This is a genomic window from Streptomyces sp. NPDC001617 (assembly GCF_053596855.1).
Map to the genome: position 1 here is coordinate 67,493 of NZ_JBSFHA010000026.1, position 16,293 is coordinate 83,785.

Consider the following 16,293-nt stretch of genomic DNA (forward strand, 5'->3'; position numbering starts at 1 on the left):
GATTGTGAGGATGCTGTGGGTGGCGGGGAAACGGGCTTCCGGCCGTCGGAACCCCTCCCTACCCTCCCGGAGTCATGACAACAGAACACGCACCCGAGTCGCAGGAGAACTTCGGCCACACCCGCAGAAGATTCCTGGCGGGCGCCGGGGGAGCGGCGGGCGCCCTCGCCTTATGGCCGGCCGGACGGGCGAGTGCCGCCTCCGGCGACGGCAAGCGCGTCGCCGTCCTCGGAGGCGGTGTCTCCGGCCTCAGCGCCGCCCACGAACTCGCCGAACGCGGCTACGCCGTCACCGTCTACGAGTACTACGACATCCTCGGCGGCAAGGCCCGCTCGATGGACGTCCCGGACACGGCGGCCGGCGGCCGGCGGCCCCTCCCCGGCGAGCACGGCTTCCGCTTCTTCCCCGGTTTCTACCGGAACCTCCCGGACACCATGCGCCGCATACCGTTCCCGGGCAACGCGGGCGGCGTCCGAGGCAACCTGCGAGGCGCCACCGAGGAGTTGTTCGCCCGCAGCTCCGGCCGCGCCGACCTGCACTTCCCCCTCCGCCGGGCCACCACCCCGCCCGCCCCCGGCGACATCACCCCGTCCTGGATCCGCGACCAGATCCTCTCCGTCCTGGACCTCGCCACCCACCTCCCCGCCCACGAGGCCGCCTACTTCGCCGACCGCGTCCTGGTCCACCTCACCAGCTGCGACGCCCGCCGCGAGGACCAGTGGGAGAAGACGTCCTGGTGGGAGTTCATCCGCGCCGAGCAGATGAGCGAGGAGTACCGGACCCTCCTCGGCATCGGCCAGACCCGCAACCTCGTCGCCACGCGCGCGGAGGTCGCGTCCACCCGCACGGTCGGCCGCGTCATCATCGAGGCCCTCATCCTCTGGGGCCTGCTCGGCCAGGGCCTCGACGGCCCCGACGCCGACATCGACCGTGTCCTCAACGCCCCCACGAGCGAGGCCTGGATCGACCCATGGGAGGTGTATCTGCGCGCCCAGGGCGTCGAGTTCGTGACGGGCACCCAGGTGCGGGAGGTCGTCCACGAGGGCGGCCGCGTCACCGGCGTGCGCGTCTCGGCCCGCGACGGAGGCCAGGAGCGCACCATCAGCGCCGACCACTACGTCTCCGCGCTGCCCGTCGAGCACGCGCGCGTGACCTGGGGCCCGGCCCTGCGCGCCGCCGACCCGCAGCTCGCCCGCTGCGACAAGCTGCAGACCGACTGGATGACCGGCGTGATGTTCTACCTCCGCACGCCGACCCCCGTCGTGCACGGCCACATCAACTGCCTCGACTCACCCTGGTCGGTGACCGGCATCGGACAGGCCCAGTTCTGGGACGGACGGGACTTCTCGCGCGAATACGGCGACGGACGGGCCCACGACTGCCTGTCCGCGATCATCTCGGAATGGGACAAGCCCGGCATCCTGTACGGCAAGACGGCCAAGGAGTGCACGAAGGACGAGATCGTCGCCGAGCTGTGGGCCCAACTGAAGGACGGGCTGAACGACTCGGGCAAGACGACCCTGACGGACGAGGACCGCCTCGGCTGGTTCATGGACCCGGCGGTGACGGGGCTCGGCGGCCCGAATCCGCAGAACCGGGAGCAGCTCCTCATCCACCCCACGGGCACGCTCTACAACCGCCCGTCGGCGAAGACCGCGGTCCCGAACTTCTTCCTCGCCGGCGACTACGTCCGCACGGACGTCGACCTGGCGACGATGGAGGGCGCCAACGAGTCCGCGCGACGGGCGGTCAACGCACTGCTCGACGCAGACAATTCGGACGCCGAGCGCTGTGCGATCCGGGAGCTGTACCGGCCGCCGGAGATGGAGCCCCTCAAGCGTGTCGACGAGGTGCGCTACCAGCTGGGCCTGCCCAACACCTTCGACCTGGGGTAGCCCTCCGGGTGTGACGGAGGGCCGCTGCCCCCGAGCGGCCGCGGCCCTTCCGTGCGTTCGTGTGGTGCCCTGTGTCAGAGCACCCGCACCGCGCCGGTCGGCGGGTCGTAGGAGAGCGGCTTCTCGACCACGCCGCTCGAGGGGTTCTGCGCGCCGACGAACATGCCGTCACCGACGTACAGCGCCACGTGGTACGCGCTGCCCGCGCTGCCCCAGTACAGGATGTCGCCCGGCTGCAGGTTGCTCAGCGAGACCTGGGTGCCGGCCGTCGACTGGTCCTGCGAGACGCGCGGCAGGCTGATGCCGACCTGCTTGAAGGCGGTCTGTATGAGACCCGAGCAGTCCCACGAGTTGGGTCCGGTGCCACCGGAGACATACGCGTCGCCGATCTGGGCCTTCACGAAGGCGATGACCGCCGCGGCCGAACCCGTGGCCGTCGACGAGCTCGTCGAGGCGCTGGAGGTCGTGGAGGCGGCCAGGGTGGTCCGCTCCGCGCTGCGGGACGCGGCGCGCTCCGCGGCGGCCTTGCGGGCCTCCTCGGCCTTCTTCTTGGCCTCGGCCTTCTTCTTCGCCTCCGCGAGGTCCGACTTGGCCTGCTTCGCGGCCTTCGCGGCGGCAGCGTCACGCTCGGCCTGCAGCTCGTAGTTCGCGGCCGTCTGCTGCGTGGCGTCCGCGGACTGGGCGACCTGGGCGGCCAGGTCGGCCGTCAGGGTGGGCAGTTGCAGGGTCTGGGTGGTCTCGGCCGCGTTCGCCGAGGCCGCACCCGCCGCCGCCATGCTGAGAACGCCACCGGCAACTCCGGCACGCACGGCGAGGTTCGTCGTCGCGCTGCGGCGGACTTTCCGGTGGCTGCGTATGTGAGCGGTGTGGGACATGAGAACAACCGGTATCAGGGGCTCCTCCATACCTTCAAGAAACGTGTGCTGCGCCACAGTTGTTCAACCAGCCCCATGAATCCCGGGCGTGGCGTTCCTTATTGACGCCGTAACGGACATTGCGGACGCGTCCCATCGGGCCCGTGATCACGGCCTTTCGTCGGTACGCCCGAATTGCCCGCCGCCTACCACCGGTGGGGACAGTTGGCCAAGCCCGGTTCTCATGCGCCTCTCACGGATGTGGCGGAGGTCACGCAACGGTTACGTCGGCGCCCGCGTCACGCGCGTAGATCACGACGGGATTGCGGCCGGGTCGCGAGCGGGTCGCGGTCGGACTCGCTCGTGAATGTGTGCACGCGTCCACATCGCGCCGCGCACCTCACCCCGATGTGTGAATGCGGCTCACTATCAAGCGGCTCCGTCCGACGCCAATTTGCATGCAGGGGAATGCTCTTGATATGGAGATGCCCTTTCCGAGCTGCGCCGACGAGCCGAAATGTCACCTCTGGTGACCACTCGGACGCTTCACGTGCGAAGATCACCGCTCATCCGACTTCATGATCCTTCGTCAGGTGGTGGAGATCACAAAGGTTGTGTAATACCCCGTGTCGCAGATCACAGAGCGGCGGGCATAAGATGCGAGGCAGTTGGGCTTGTGACCTGCTTCACATGTTCTCGATCTTCGTTAGGACGAACGGAGGTTAGAGCGGCGTATGAGGCGCGTGTGAGTCCGACGCCATCGCCAGCAGTCAGTGCCGACTGAGAGGAGCGAGGAGCGGTGAACGCGTATGCGCCCATCCTCGTACTGGGAGCCCTCGGGGCAGGCTTTGCGATCTTCTCCGTGGTCATGGCCACGCTGATCGGTCCGAAGCGGTACAACCGGGCCAAGCTCGAGGCCTACGAGTGCGGGATCGAGCCGACCCCCACGCCGGCCGGCGGCGGGCGCTTCCCCATCAAGTACTACCTGACGGCGATGCTCTTCATCGTCTTCGACATCGAGATCGTCTTCCTCTACCCCTGGGCCGTCACCTTCGACGCCCTGGGGATCTTCGGGCTCGTGGAGATGCTGCTCTTCGTGCTCACCGTCTTTGTCGCGTACGCGTACGTATGGCGGCGCGGCGGGCTGGAATGGGACTGAGGGGCCTTTAACGACATGGGACTCGAAGAAAAGCTGCCGAGCGGCTTCCTGCTGACCACCGTCGAGCAGGCCGCGGGCTGGGTGCGCAAGGCGTCCGTCTTCCCGGCCACCTTCGGGCTGGCCTGCTGCGCCATCGAGATGATGACGACCGGCGCCGGACGCTACGACCTGGCCCGCTTCGGCATGGAGGTCTTCCGCGGCTCACCCCGCCAGGCCGACCTCATGATCGTCGCCGGCCGGGTCAGCCAGAAGATGGCACCCGTCCTGCGGCAGGTCTACGACCAGATGCCGAACCCCAAGTGGGTCATCTCCATGGGGGTCTGCGCCTCCTCGGGCGGCATGTTCAACAACTACGCGATCGTCCAGGGCGTCGACCACATCGTCCCGGTCGACATCTATCTCCCGGGCTGCCCGCCACGGCCCGAGATGCTGATGGACGCCATCCTCAAGCTGCACCAGAAGATCCAGACCTCCAAGCTCGGCGTGAACGCCGAGGAGGCGGCCCGCGAGGCGGAGGAAGCGGCGCTCAAGGCCCTGCCCACGATCGAGATGAAGGGGCTGCTGCGGTGAGCGACGCGAACGGCACCAGTAATGGTGTGAACCCCGAGAAGGACCTCGGCGCCTCCAACCTCCCCGGCCAGCGCGGCGAGGGTGGCGAGGAGATCCGCGTCCAGCGCGGCATGTTCGGCGCCAACAACGGCGGCGACACCTCCGGCTACGGCGGCCTGGTCCGCTCGGTCCGCCTCCCGGGACCCGCGGCCCGCCCCTACGGCGGCTGGTTCGACGAGGTCGCCGATGAGCTGGAAGGCGCCCTGGAGGAACAGGGCCTGCTGCCCGACAACGCCATCGAGAAGACGGTCGTCGACCGCGGCGAGCTCACCTTCCACATCGAGCGCGAGCACCTGCTGCGCGTCGCTCGCACCCTGCGCGACGACCCCGCCCTGCGCTTCGAGCTCTGCACCGGCGTCAGCGGAGTCCACTATCTGCACGACAAGGGCCGCGAGCTGCACGCCGTCTACCACCTGCGCTCGATCACCCACAACCGGCTGATCCGCCTGGAGGTCAGCGCTCCGGACGCCGACCCGAAGATCCCGTCCCTGGTCTCGGTCTATCCGACCAACGACTGGCACGAGCGCGAGACGTACGACTTCTTCGGGATCGTCTTCGAAGGTCACCCGGCCCTGACGCGGATCATGATGCCGGACGACTGGCAGGGCCATCCGCAGCGCAAGGACTACCCCCTCGGCGGCATCCCCGTCGAGTACAAGGGCGCCCAGATCCCGGCTCCGGACCAGCGGAGGTCGTACTCGTGAGCACGCAGTCAGCATCCGCCGCCTCGGCCCGCGAAACCACCGAGGGCACCGTATATACGGTCACCGGTGGCGACTGGGACGAGGTCGTCCAGTCCGCGGCCCGCGCCGACGACGAGCGCATCGTCGTCAACATGGGTCCCCAGCACCCCTCCACCCATGGTGTGCTCCGTCTGATCCTGGAGATCGACGGCGAGACGGTCACCGAGGCCCGCTGCGGCATCGGCTACCTCCACACCGGCATCGAGAAGAACCTCGAGTTCCGCACGTGGACGCAGGGCACCACGTTCGTGACGCGCATGGACTACCTGACGTCCTTCTTCAACGAGACCGCCTACTGCCTCGCCGTCGAGAAACTCCTCGGCATCGAGGACCAGATCACCGAGCGAGCAAAGATCATCCGGGTGCTCCTGATGGAGCTGAACCGGATGTCCTCGCACCTGGTCTGCATCGCCACCGGCGGCATGGAACTCGGCGCCACCACGATCATGATCTACGGATTCCGTGATCGTGAAATGATTCTCGACATCTACGAGCTCATCACGGGCCTTCGGATGAACCACGCGTACATCCGCCCCGGCGGACTCGCGCAGGACCTGCCGCCCGGCGCGGTGGACCACATCCGCGAGTTCGTGAAGAAGATGAAGAAGAACCTCCCGGAGTACGACAAGCTCGCCACCGGGAACCCCATCTTCAAGGCCCGTATGCAGGACGTCGGCTACCTCGACCTGGCCGGCTGCATGGCCCTCGGCGCCACCGGCCCGATCCTGCGCTCCACCGGCCTCCCGCACGACCTGCGCAAGACGCAGCCGTACTGCGACTACGAGACGTACGACTTCGACGTCCCGACCGCCGACTCCTGCGACTCCTACGGCCGCTTCCTGATCCGCCTGGAGGAGATGCGCCAGTCGCTCAGGATCGTCGAGCAGTGCCTCGACCGGCTGCAGCCCGGCCCGGTCATGGTCGCCGACAAGAAGATCGCCTGGCCCGCCCAGCTCGCCCTGGGACCGGACGGGCTCGGCAACTCCCTCGACCACATCAAGAAGATCATGGGCACCTCCATGGAGGCCCTGATCCACCACTTCAAGCTGGTCACCGAGGGCTTCCGCGTCCCGCCGGGACAGGCGTACGCGGCCGTCGAGTCGCCCAAGGGCGAACTCGGGGTGCACGCCGTGTCCGACGGCGGCACCCGCCCCTACCGGGTCCATTTCCGCGACCCGTCCTTCACCAATCTGCAGGCCATGGCGGCGATGTGCGAAGGCGGCCAGGTCGCCGACGTCATCGTCGCCGTCGCGTCCATCGACCCCGTGATGGGAGGCGTCGACCGGTGACCACCAGTTCTTCGGAGCGGGGCGTCAGCCTGGGCATGCCCGAACTGCCCGCGCCCGCCTACCCGGACGACGTTCGAGCCCGGCTCGAAGCGGACGCGCGCGAGGTGATCGCCCGCTATCCCGACTCCCGGTCCGCGCTCCTGCCGCTGCTGCATCTCGTGCAGGCGGAGGAGGGCCATGTCACGCGCACGGGCATGCAGTTCTGCGCGGACATGCTGGACCTGACCACGGCCGAGGTCACCGCGGTCGCCACCTTCTACACCATGTACCGGCGCAGGCCGAGCGGTGACTACCAGGTGGGCGTCTGCACCAACACCCTCTGCGCGGTGATGGGCGGCGACGCGATCTTCGAGGAGCTCCAGGAGCACCTCGGCGTCGGCAACGGCGAGACCACCGACGACGGCAAGGTCACCCTGGAGCACATCGAGTGCAACGCGGCCTGCGACTTCGCGCCGGTCGTGATGGTCAACTGGGAGTTCTTCGACAACCAGACCCCGGGCAGCGCCAAGCGCCTCGTCGACGACCTGCGCGCGGGACGGGCCGTCGAGCCCACGCGTGGGGCGCGCCTGTGCACCTTCAAGGAGACCGCGCGGATTCTGGCCGGCTTCCCCGACGAGCGGCCAGGGGCCGTCGAGGAGAGCGGCAGTGCGGGACCGGCGTCGCTGGTGGGCCTTCGCCTGGCAAGGGGAGAGGCCGCACCCGCGCGCGTGGTCCATCCGCGGGACGGCGGCCCGCACGAGGACGAGCCGCAGGACAGGACAGTGCACGAGCCGTCACCGACCGAGCACCTGAGTTCACACGATGCGCCACAGGACACGTCGGCCTCCGACCCCGCCCACCCGGCAGGGCCTGCCGCCGAGGAGGGGGAGTGATGACCTTGGCACCCGAACTCAAGAACAACAGCCCCGAGAAGCTGCTCGCACCCGTGCTGTCGGCCTTCTGGGACGAGGACCGGTCCTGGACTCTGGACGTCTACCGAAGGCACGAGGGCTACGAGGGGCTCCGCAAGGCGCTCGCCATGTCGCCGGACGACCTGATCGCGTACGTCAAGGACTCCGGTCTGCGCGGCCGCGGTGGCGCGGGGTTCCCGACGGGAATGAAATGGCAGTTCATTCCCCAGGGTGATGGAAAGCCACACTATCTAGTTGTCAACGCCGACGAGTCGGAGCCCGGAACCTGTAAGGACATCCCGCTCCTCTTCGCGAACCCGCACAGCCTCATCGAGGGCATTGTCATCGCGTGTTATGCCATCAGGTCGTCGCATGCCTTCATCTATCTGCGTGGTGAAGTCGTCCCCGTATTGCGGCGGTTGCACGAGGCCGTGCGCGAGGCCTACGCGGCGGGCTACCTCGGCGAGAACATCCTGGGCAGCGGGCTCGACCTCCAGCTCACCGTGCACGCCGGCGCCGGCGCGTACATCTGCGGTGAGGAGACCGCACTGCTCGACTCGCTCGAAGGCCGCCGGGGTCAACCGCGGCTCCGTCCCCCTTTCCCCGCTGTCGCGGGCCTCTACGCGTGCCCGACTGTTGTGAACAACGTCGAGTCGATCGCGTCGGTTCCCGCGATTCTGCATCGGGGCAAAGAATGGTTCCGGTCGATGGGCAGTGAGAAGTCCCCGGGCTTCACGCTCTACTCGCTCAGCGGCCATGTCGCCAGCCCCGGCCAGTACGAGGCCCCGCTCGGCATCACGCTCCGCCAGCTGCTGGAGATGAGCGGCGGGATGAGGCCCGGGCACCGGCTCAAGTTCTGGACGCCGGGCGGTTCTTCGACGCCGATGTTCACCGACGAGCACCTCGACGTCCCTCTTGACTACGAGGGCGTCGGCGCCGCCGGTTCCATGCTCGGCACCAAGGCGCTCCAGTGTTTCGACGAGACGACCTGCGTCGTCCGCGCCGTCACCCGCTGGACCGAGTTCTACGCCCACGAGTCCTGCGGCAAGTGCACACCGTGCCGCGAAGGGACGTACTGGCTCGTGCAGTTGCTGCGCGACATCGAGGCCGGCAAGGGCGTCATGTCCGACCTCGACAAGCTGAACGACATCGCCGACAACATCAACGGCAAGTCGTTCTGCGCCCTCGGCGACGGCGCCGCCTCGCCGATCTTCTCCTCGCTCAAGTACTTCCGCGAGGAGTACGAGCAGCACATCACGGGCCGCGGGTGCCCCTTCGACCCGGCCAAGTCGACGGCCTGGGCCCACCGCACGGAGGTGAACGCATGACGGTGACCACGAGCGCTCCCTCCGGTGGGGGAGAGGCGGCGGTCCCGCCGGAGGATCTCGTCTCGCTGACGATCGATGGCGCCGAGATCAGCGTGCCCAAGGGCACCCTGGTCATCCGGGCCGCCGAACAACTCGGCATCGAGATCCCCCGCTTCTGCGACCACCCCCTCCTCGACCCGGTCGGCGCCTGCCGCCAGTGCATCGTCGAGGTCGAGGGCCAGCGCAAGCCGATGGCGTCCTGCACGATCACCTGCACGGACGGCATGGTGGTGAAGACGCACCTCACCTCGCCGGTCGCCGAGAAGGCCCAGCACGGTGTGATGGAGCTCCTCCTCATCAACCACCCGCTGGACTGCCCGGTCTGCGACAAGGGCGGCGAGTGCCCCCTGCAGAACCAGGCCATGTCGCACGGCCAGTCGGAGTCCCGCTTCGAAGGAAAGAAGCGGACCTACGAGAAGCCCGTCCCGATCTCCACACAGGTACTGCTCGACCGCGAGCGGTGCGTGCTGTGCGCCCGCTGCACCCGCTTCTCCAACCAGGTCGCGGGCGACCCGATGATCGAGCTGCTGGAACGGGGCGCGCTGCAGCAGGTCGGCACCGGTGAGGGCGACCCGTTCGAGTCGTACTTCTCCGGCAACACCATCCAGATCTGCCCGGTCGGCGCGCTCACTTCGGCGGCGTACCGATTCCGCTCCCGCCCCTTCGACCTGGTGTCCTCGCCGAGCGTGTGCGAGCACTGCTCCGGCGGCTGCGCGACCCGCACCGACCACCGGCGCGGCAAGGTCATGCGGCGCCTCGCGGCCAACGACCCCGAGGTCAACGAGGAGTGGATCTGCGACAAGGGCCGCTTCGGCTTCCGGTACGCCCAGCAGCGCGACCGCCTGGAGACGCCCCTGGTGCGCAATGCCGAGGGCGACCTCGAACCGGCGTCCTGGCCGGAGGCGTTGCAGATCGCGGCCCAGGGCCTGCTCGCCTCGCGCGGCCGCACCGGCGTCCTCACCGGCGGCCGCCTCACCGTCGAGGACGCCTACGCGTACAGCAAGTTCGCACGCGTGGCCCTCGACACCAACGACATCGACTTCCGCGCGCGGGTGCACACCAGCGAGGAAGCCGACTTCCTGGCGGCCCAGGTGGCCGGACGCGGACGCGATCTCGACGGTACGGGCGTCACGTACACGTCTCTGGAGAAGGCGCCCGCCGTTCTCCTGGTCGGCTTCGAGGCCGAGGAGGAGGCACCGGGCGTCTTCCTGAGGCTGCGCAAGGCCTGGCGCAAGCACGGCCAGCAGGTCTTCTCGCTCGCCACGCACGCGACGCGTGGTCTGGGGAAGGCCGGCGGCACACTGCTGCCGGCCGCTCCCGGCACCGAGACCGAGTGGCTGGACGCCCTCGCCGGCGGGGTCGGCCTGGAGGGCGACGGCTCGAAGGCCGCCGAGGCGCTGCGCACCGAGGGCGCCGTGATCGTCGTAGGCGAACGGCTTGCCTCGGTGGCCGGCGGTCTGACCGCCGCCGTACGAGCGTCCTCCGCGACCGGCGCCCAGCTGGTGTGGATCCCGCGGCGAGCCGGGGAGCGCGCGGCCGTGGAGGTCGGCGCGCTGCCGTCACTGCTGCCGGGCGGACGTCCGGCGACCGATCCACGCGCGCGTGACGAGGTCGCCGCCGCCTGGGGCGTCGCCGAACTCCCGCACCGCTACGGCCGCGACACCAGCCAGATCGTCGAGGCCGCCGCTGGCGGAGAGCTGCAGGCGCTGCTCGTCGCCGGCGTCGAGATCGCCGATCTGCCGGACCCGGCACGCGCACGTGAAGCACTTCACGAGGCCGGCTTCGTGGTCTCGCTGGAGCTGCGGCCCAGCGAGGTCAGCGAGCATGCCAGCGTCGTCCTGCCGGTCGCCGCGGTCGCCGAGAAGCCGGGCACGTTCCTCAACTGGGAGGGCAGGGTGCGCTTCTTCGACGCCGCGCTCAAGCCCGAGCAGATCACCCGCCGCCTCGCGCCGACCGACGCGCGCGTGCTGCAGATGCTGGCCGACGCCATGGACGTACACCTGGGTCTGCCGGATCTGCGCACCATCCGCGCGGAGATCGACCGGCTCGGTCCCTGGGACGGTCCGCGCGCCACCGAACCCCTGGAGAGGGGTGGCGTGCTGCCGCGGCCCGCCGCCGGAGAGGCCGTGCTGGCCGGACACCGGCTGCTGCTCGACCAGGGCCGCCTCCAAGAAGGCGACGAGGCGCTCGCCGGAACCCGTCACGCCGCCCACGCGCGCGTGTCGGCGGCGACCGCGGCGGAAGCCGGCGTCAAGGACGGCGACGTCATCGCCGTCACCGGCTCCTCCGGAGTGGTCGAACTCCCGCTGCAGATCACGGAGATGCCCGACCGCGTGGTCTGGCTCCCGCTGAACTCCGTCGGCGGAGGCGTCGCCTCCGACACCGGGGCGCTGCCCGGCGCCCTCGTCCGCATCGGCCCGGCGACGCTCGCGGCCGAAGCCCCCAAGGAGGTGGAGGCATGAGCCCGTACCTCGCCGCTGAAGACCTCTCGATGTTCGGCCGCGACCCCTGGTGGCTGGTCGTCGTCAAGGCGGTGTTCTGCTTCGCCTTCCTGATGGTGACCGTGCTGTTCTCCATCGTCTGGGAGCGCAAGGTCGTCGCCTGGATGCAGCTGCGCATCGGCCCCAACCGGCACGGCCCCTGGGGCATGCTCCAGTCGCTCGCCGACGGCGTGAAGCTGATGCTCAAGGAAGACGTCATCGTCAAGCGCGCGGACAAGGTCGTCTACGTCCTCGCACCGATCGTCGCGGCCATCCCGGCCTTCATGGCGATCGCGGTGATCCCCTTCGGCCCGGCCGACAACGAGATCTCGATCTTCGGCACCCGCACCACGATGCAGCTCACCGACCTGCCGATCGCGATGCTCTACATCCTCGCGGTCGCCTCGGTCGGCATCTACGGCATCGTCCTCGCGGGGTGGAGTTCCGGATCCACCTATCCGCTGCTCGGTGGCCTGCGCTCCTGCGCGCAGATGATCTCCTACGAGATCGCGATGGGCGCCGCGTTCGCCTCCGTGTTCCTCTACTCGGGGTCGATGTCGACGTCGACGATCGTCGAGCAGCAGCACGACCGCTGGTACATCCTGCTGCTGCCGGTCTCCTTCATCCTCTACGTCGTCACGATGGTCGGCGAGACCAACCGTGCCCCCTTCGACATGCCGGAGTCCGAGGGCGACCTGGTCGGCGGCTTCAACACCGAGTACTCGTCGATCAAGTTCGCGCTGTTCATGCTCGCCGAGTACGTCAACATGGTGACGGTCTCGGCCGTGTCGACGACGCTCTTCCTCGGCGGCTGGCGCGCCCCCTGGCCGATCAGCACCTTCTGGGAGGGCGCGAACCACGGCTGGTGGCCGCTGCTCTGGTTCGTGATCAAGGTCCAGCTGCTGCTGTTCTTCTTCATCTGGCTGCGCGGCACGCTGCCTCGCGTCCGCTACGACCAGCTGATGAAGCTCGGCTGGAAGGTTCTCATCCCGGTCTCCGTGGTCTGGCTGATGCTGGTCGCGACGGTCCGGGCGCTGCGGAACGAGAACTACGACTTCGCCGACATCGCCCTCTACATCGGCGGCGGCGTCCTCGCCCTGCTGCTTCTGTCCTTCGTCGCCGACATGTTCCGCGAGAAGGCGAAGGAGGCCGAGCAAGCCGCCGAGCGGCCCGCCGAGTTCGACCCGATGGCGGGCGGATTCCCCGTGCCGCCACTGCCGGGACAGGAGCTCGCGGCGGTGCCGAGGCGCAGCCCGCGCCGCGAGCGGGAGCTGATTGTCAGTGGTGGGTCGGATACTGCCAGTGACGGATCTTCGGATGGAAAGGAGGCGTCCGATGGCTGAGGAGCCGAAGGAGACCAAGCCCGGTTTCATGAACCCCGTCGCCGGCTTCGGCGTGACCTTCAAGGCCATGTTCAAGAAGCGGCTGACCGAGCAGTACCCGGAGCAGCAGAAGACCACCGCTCCCCGCTTTCACGGACGGCACCAGCTCAACCGCCATCCGGACGGCCTGGAGAAGTGCGTCGGGTGTGAACTGTGCGCCTGGGCCTGTCCCGCCGACGCCATCTATGTGGAGGGCGCCGACAACACGGACGAGGAGCGCTACTCGCCGGGCGAGCGGTACGGCCGCGTCTACCAGATCAACTACGCCCGCTGCATCCTGTGCGGCCTGTGCATCGAGGCGTGCCCCACGCGCGCGTTGACGATGACGAACGAGTTCGAACTGGCCGACAGCAGCCGCGCCAACCTCATCTACACCAAGGAGCAGCTGCTCGCCGGCCTCGAGGAGGGCATGGTCGACAGCCCGCACTCGATCTTCCCCGGGACGGACGAACAGGACTACTACCGGGGACTGGTGACGGAGGCCGCGCCCGGGACCGTGCGCCAAGTCGCCGTGTCCAAGGGTGAGCTGCATCCATTGGCAGGCCCTTCGGGCGCGGCTGAAGAAGAGGGGGTAGAGGCATGAGCGCTCTCGCCGCCTACTCCACCTCCACCGGAGAGGCCTTCCAGTTCTGGGTCCTCGGCACCGTCGCCGTGATCGGCGCCCTGGCCACCGTCTTCATGAAGCGGGCCGTGCACAGCGCGCTGTCACTCGCCGGCACCATGATCATCCTGGCGATCTTCTACCTCGCCAACGGCGCCTACTTCCTGGGCATCGTGCAGATCGTCGTCTACACCGGCGCGATCATGATGCTGTTCCTCTTCGTGGTGATGCTCGTCGGCGTGACGGCCGCGGACTCGCTGAAGGAGACCATCAAGGGGCAGCGCTGGCTGGCCCTTCTCTGCGGCCTCGGCTTCGGCGTCCTGCTGTTCGCCGGGATCGGGAACGCCTCCCTCACCGAGTTCAACGGCACCGGTCAGGCGAACGCGAACGGCAACGTGGAGGGCCTCGCGACCCTCATCTTCACCAAGTACGTGTTCGCCTTCGAAATCACCGGCGCCCTGCTGATCACGGCCGCCATCGGCGCCATGGTGCTCACCCACCGCGAGCGCACCGAGCGGGCCAAGACGCAGCGCGAGCTGTCCGAACAGCGTGTCCGCGAGGGCAAGCACGTACCGCCGCTGCCGGCGCCCGGCGTGTACGCCCGGCACAACGCGGTCGACATCGCGGGCCTGCTGCCCGACGGCACCCCGTCCGAGCTCACCGTCAGCAAGACGCTGCGTGAGCGCGGCCAGATCCGGGACGTGTCGGCCGAGGCCCTCAACGACCTCAAGGCGCTGGAGCAGCGCGCGGAGGAGCGCCTGGAGCGCACCGAGATCGAACCGGCCACCTTCAAGCGGGAGGAGGCGTCGAAGTGAACCCGGTCAACTACCTGTATCTCTCGGCCCTGTTGTTCACGATCGGCGCCACCGGCGTGCTGATCAGGCGCAACGCGATCGTCGTGTTCATGTGCATCGAGCTGATGCTGAACGCCTGCAACCTCGCGTTCGTCACCTTCTCCCGGATGCACGGCAACCTCGACGGCCAGATCATCGCGTTCTTCACGATGGTCGTCGCCGCCGCGGAGGTCGTGGTCGGGCTCGCGATCATCGTGTCCCTGTTCCGTTCCCGCCACTCGGCCTCGGTCGACGACGCCAGCCTGATGAAGCTCTGAGGGGTCGCTGAATCGTGGAGAACCTGATTGCGCTGCTGGTGGCGGCGCCACTGCTCGGAGCGGCCGTACTGCTGTGCGGCGGCCGGCGGCTCGATGCCGTAGGCCACTGGGTGGGCGTGCTGCTGTCGACCACGTCCTTCGTGTTCGGTGTGATCCTCTTCGCCGACCTGCTCGGCAAGGACGCCGAACACCGGACCCTGATCCAGCACCTGTACACCTGGGTCCCGGTCGAGAGCTTCCAGGCGGACGTCACCTTCCGCCTCGACCAGCTGTCGATGACGTTCGTGCTGCTGATCACCGGCGTCGGCTCGCTGATCCACCTGTACTCGGTCGGGTACATGGAGCACGACGAGCGCCGCCGCCGCTTCTTCGGCTATCTGAACCTGTTCCTCGCGGCGATGCTCCTGCTGGTCCTCGCCGACAACTACCTTCTGCTGTACGTCGGTTGGGAAGGTGTGGGCCTGGCCTCCTACCTCCTCATCGGCTTCTGGCAGCACAAGCCCAGCGCGGCGACGGCGGCGAAGAAGGCCTTCCTGGTCAACCGCGTCGGCGACATGGGCCTGTCCATCGCGATCATGCTGATGTTCACGACGTTCGGCACCTTCGCCTTCGGACCGGTCCTCGGCCACGCGACCGACGCCTCGGAGGGCAAGCTCACCGCCATCGCCCTGATGCTCCTGCTCGCCGCCTGCGGCAAGTCCGCCCAGGTGCCGCTGCAGTCCTGGCTCGGGGACGCGATGGAGGGCCCGACCCCGGTCTCGGCGCTCATCCACGCCGCGACGATGGTGACCGCGGGCGTCTACCTGATCGTCCGCTCCGGAGCGATCTTCAACGCCGCGCCGGACGCGCAGACCGCGGTCACCGTGGTCGGTGCGGTCACGCTCCTGTTCGGTGCGATCGTCGGTTGCGCGAAGGACGACATCAAGAAGGCGCTGGCCGGCTCGACCATGTCGCAGATCGGCTACATGGTGCTGGCCGCGGGTCTCGGCCCCATCGGCTACGTCTTCGCGATCATGCACCTGGTGACGCACGGCTTCTTCAAGGCCGGCCTCTTCCTCGGCGCCGGTTCGGTCATGCACGGCATGAACGACGAGGTCGACATGCGGAGGTACGGCGGCCTCAGGAAGTACATGCCGGTCACCTTCATCACCTTCGGCCTCGGCTACCTCGCGATCATCGGCTTCCCGGGCCTGTCCGGCTTCTTCTCCAAGGACAAGATCATCGAGGCGGCCTTCGCGAAGGGCGGCACCGAGGGCTGGATCCTGGGCACCTGCGCACTGCTGGGCGCGGCCATCACCGCCTTCTACATGACGCGCGTGATGCTGATGACGTTCTTCGGCGAGAAGCGCTGGCAGCCCGACGAGCACGGACACGAGCCGCACCCGCACGAGTCCCCGAAGGTCATGACGATCCCCATGATCGTGCTGGCCGTCGGCTCGGTCTTCGGCGGCGCGTTCTTCAGCATCGGCGACCGCTTCCTGCACTGGCTGGAGCCGATCACCGGCCACAGCGAGGGCGACTCCCCGCTCAGCGCGGCCACGGTCACCGGCGCGACCATGGTGTGCCTCGTGATCGGCGTCGGCATCGCCTACGCCCAGTACGGTCGCCGCCCGGTCCCCTCCGTCGCCCCGCGCGGCTCGCTCCTCACCCGGGCCGCCCGGCGCGACCTGTTGCAGGACGACTTCAACCACGTCGTCCTGGTCCGCGGCGGCGAGCACCTCACTCGCTCCCTGGTGTACGTCGACCACACCCTGGTCGACGGCGTCGTCAACGGCACGGCGGCCTCGGTCGGCGGCCTCTCCGGACGCATGCGCAGGCTGCAGAACGGCTTCGCGCGCTCCTACGCGGTCTCGATGTTCGGCGGCGCGGCGATCCTCGTCGCCGCGACCCTGCTGATGAGGGCGGTCTGATAC

14 protein-coding genes are annotated in these 16,293 nt (G+C 68.6%); 13 read left to right on the top strand and 1 reads right to left on the bottom strand.

Features of this window, described 5'->3' with window-relative positions:
* Positions 1–74: 74 nt before the first annotated feature.
* Positions 75–1,895: a hydroxysqualene dehydroxylase gene (locus ACWC09_RS21070; RefSeq protein ID WP_450852082.1), complete on the top strand. Its 1,821-nt coding sequence runs from the start codon at positions 75–77 to the stop codon at positions 1,893–1,895.
* Between the two features lie 74 nt (positions 1,896–1,969).
* Here ACWC09_RS21070 and ACWC09_RS21075 read toward each other — a convergent pair whose 3' ends face one another.
* A complete protein-coding gene (locus ACWC09_RS21075) occupies positions 1,970–2,770 on the bottom strand; it encodes a C40 family peptidase (protein ID WP_450852083.1) in 801 nt (266 codons plus the stop codon).
* A gap of 778 nt (positions 2,771–3,548) precedes the next feature.
* Between ACWC09_RS21075 and ACWC09_RS21080 the strand changes: the two genes are divergently transcribed.
* The 12 genes from ACWC09_RS21080 to nuoL are packed head-to-tail and all read left to right on the top strand — an operon-like array spanning position 3,549 to position 16,290.
* Entirely contained in the window at positions 3,549–3,908 is a 360-nt protein-coding gene (locus ACWC09_RS21080; RefSeq protein WP_003992243.1) for an NADH-quinone oxidoreductase subunit A, read from the top strand.
* Positions 3,909–3,923: 15 nt separating this feature from the next.
* Entirely contained in the window at positions 3,924–4,478 is a 555-nt protein-coding gene (locus ACWC09_RS21085; protein ID WP_003998928.1) for a NuoB/complex I 20 kDa subunit family protein, read from the top strand.
* Entirely contained in the window at positions 4,475–5,221 is a 747-nt protein-coding gene (locus tag ACWC09_RS21090) for an NADH-quinone oxidoreductase subunit C (RefSeq protein WP_450852084.1), read from the top strand. The genes ACWC09_RS21085 and ACWC09_RS21090 overlap by 4 nt, the downstream gene beginning before the upstream one ends.
* Complete coding sequence (locus ACWC09_RS21095) at positions 5,218–6,549, top strand: NADH-quinone oxidoreductase subunit D (protein WP_450852085.1); 1,332 nt, start codon at positions 5,218–5,220, stop codon at positions 6,547–6,549. Before ACWC09_RS21090 ends, ACWC09_RS21095 begins: the two co-directional genes overlap by 4 nt.
* Positions 6,546–7,421, top strand: a complete 876-nt coding sequence (gene nuoE / locus ACWC09_RS21100; RefSeq protein ID WP_450852086.1) for an NADH-quinone oxidoreductase subunit NuoE — start codon at positions 6,546–6,548, stop codon at positions 7,419–7,421. Before ACWC09_RS21095 ends, nuoE begins: the two co-directional genes overlap by 4 nt.
* Positions 7,421–8,767, top strand: coding sequence for an NADH-quinone oxidoreductase subunit NuoF (gene nuoF, locus ACWC09_RS21105; protein ID WP_450852087.1), 1,347 nt, complete (start codon positions 7,421–7,423; stop codon positions 8,765–8,767). The genes nuoE and nuoF overlap by 1 nt, the downstream gene beginning before the upstream one ends.
* The gene (locus tag ACWC09_RS21110) at positions 8,764–11,268 is read left to right on the top strand and encodes an NADH-quinone oxidoreductase subunit G (protein WP_450852088.1); all 2,505 of its coding nucleotides are present in this window, start codon (positions 8,764–8,766) and stop codon (positions 11,266–11,268) included. Before nuoF ends, ACWC09_RS21110 begins: the two co-directional genes overlap by 4 nt.
* Positions 11,265–12,629 carry an NADH-quinone oxidoreductase subunit NuoH gene (gene nuoH / locus ACWC09_RS21115; protein ID WP_450852089.1) on the top strand — a complete coding sequence of 455 codons (1,365 nt, stop codon included), beginning with the start codon at positions 11,265–11,267 and terminating at the stop codon, positions 12,627–12,629. The genes ACWC09_RS21110 and nuoH overlap by 4 nt, the downstream gene beginning before the upstream one ends.
* Positions 12,622–13,251: an NADH-quinone oxidoreductase subunit NuoI gene (gene nuoI / locus ACWC09_RS21120; RefSeq protein WP_450852090.1), complete on the top strand. Its 630-nt coding sequence runs from the start codon at positions 12,622–12,624 to the stop codon at positions 13,249–13,251. Before nuoH ends, nuoI begins: the two co-directional genes overlap by 8 nt.
* Entirely contained in the window at positions 13,248–14,084 is an 837-nt protein-coding gene (locus tag ACWC09_RS21125; RefSeq protein ID WP_450852091.1) for an NADH-quinone oxidoreductase subunit J, read from the top strand. Before nuoI ends, ACWC09_RS21125 begins: the two co-directional genes overlap by 4 nt.
* Positions 14,081–14,380 (top strand): NADH-quinone oxidoreductase subunit NuoK, encoded by a 300-nt coding sequence (nuoK, locus tag ACWC09_RS21130; protein ID WP_242779136.1) that lies wholly within the window; start codon positions 14,081–14,083, stop codon positions 14,378–14,380. Before ACWC09_RS21125 ends, nuoK begins: the two co-directional genes overlap by 4 nt.
* A gap of 14 nt (positions 14,381–14,394) precedes the next feature.
* Positions 14,395–16,290 (top strand): NADH-quinone oxidoreductase subunit L, encoded by a 1,896-nt coding sequence (nuoL, locus tag ACWC09_RS21135; RefSeq protein ID WP_450852092.1) that lies wholly within the window; start codon positions 14,395–14,397, stop codon positions 16,288–16,290.
* The last annotated feature ends 3 nt before the right edge of the window (positions 16,291–16,293 follow it).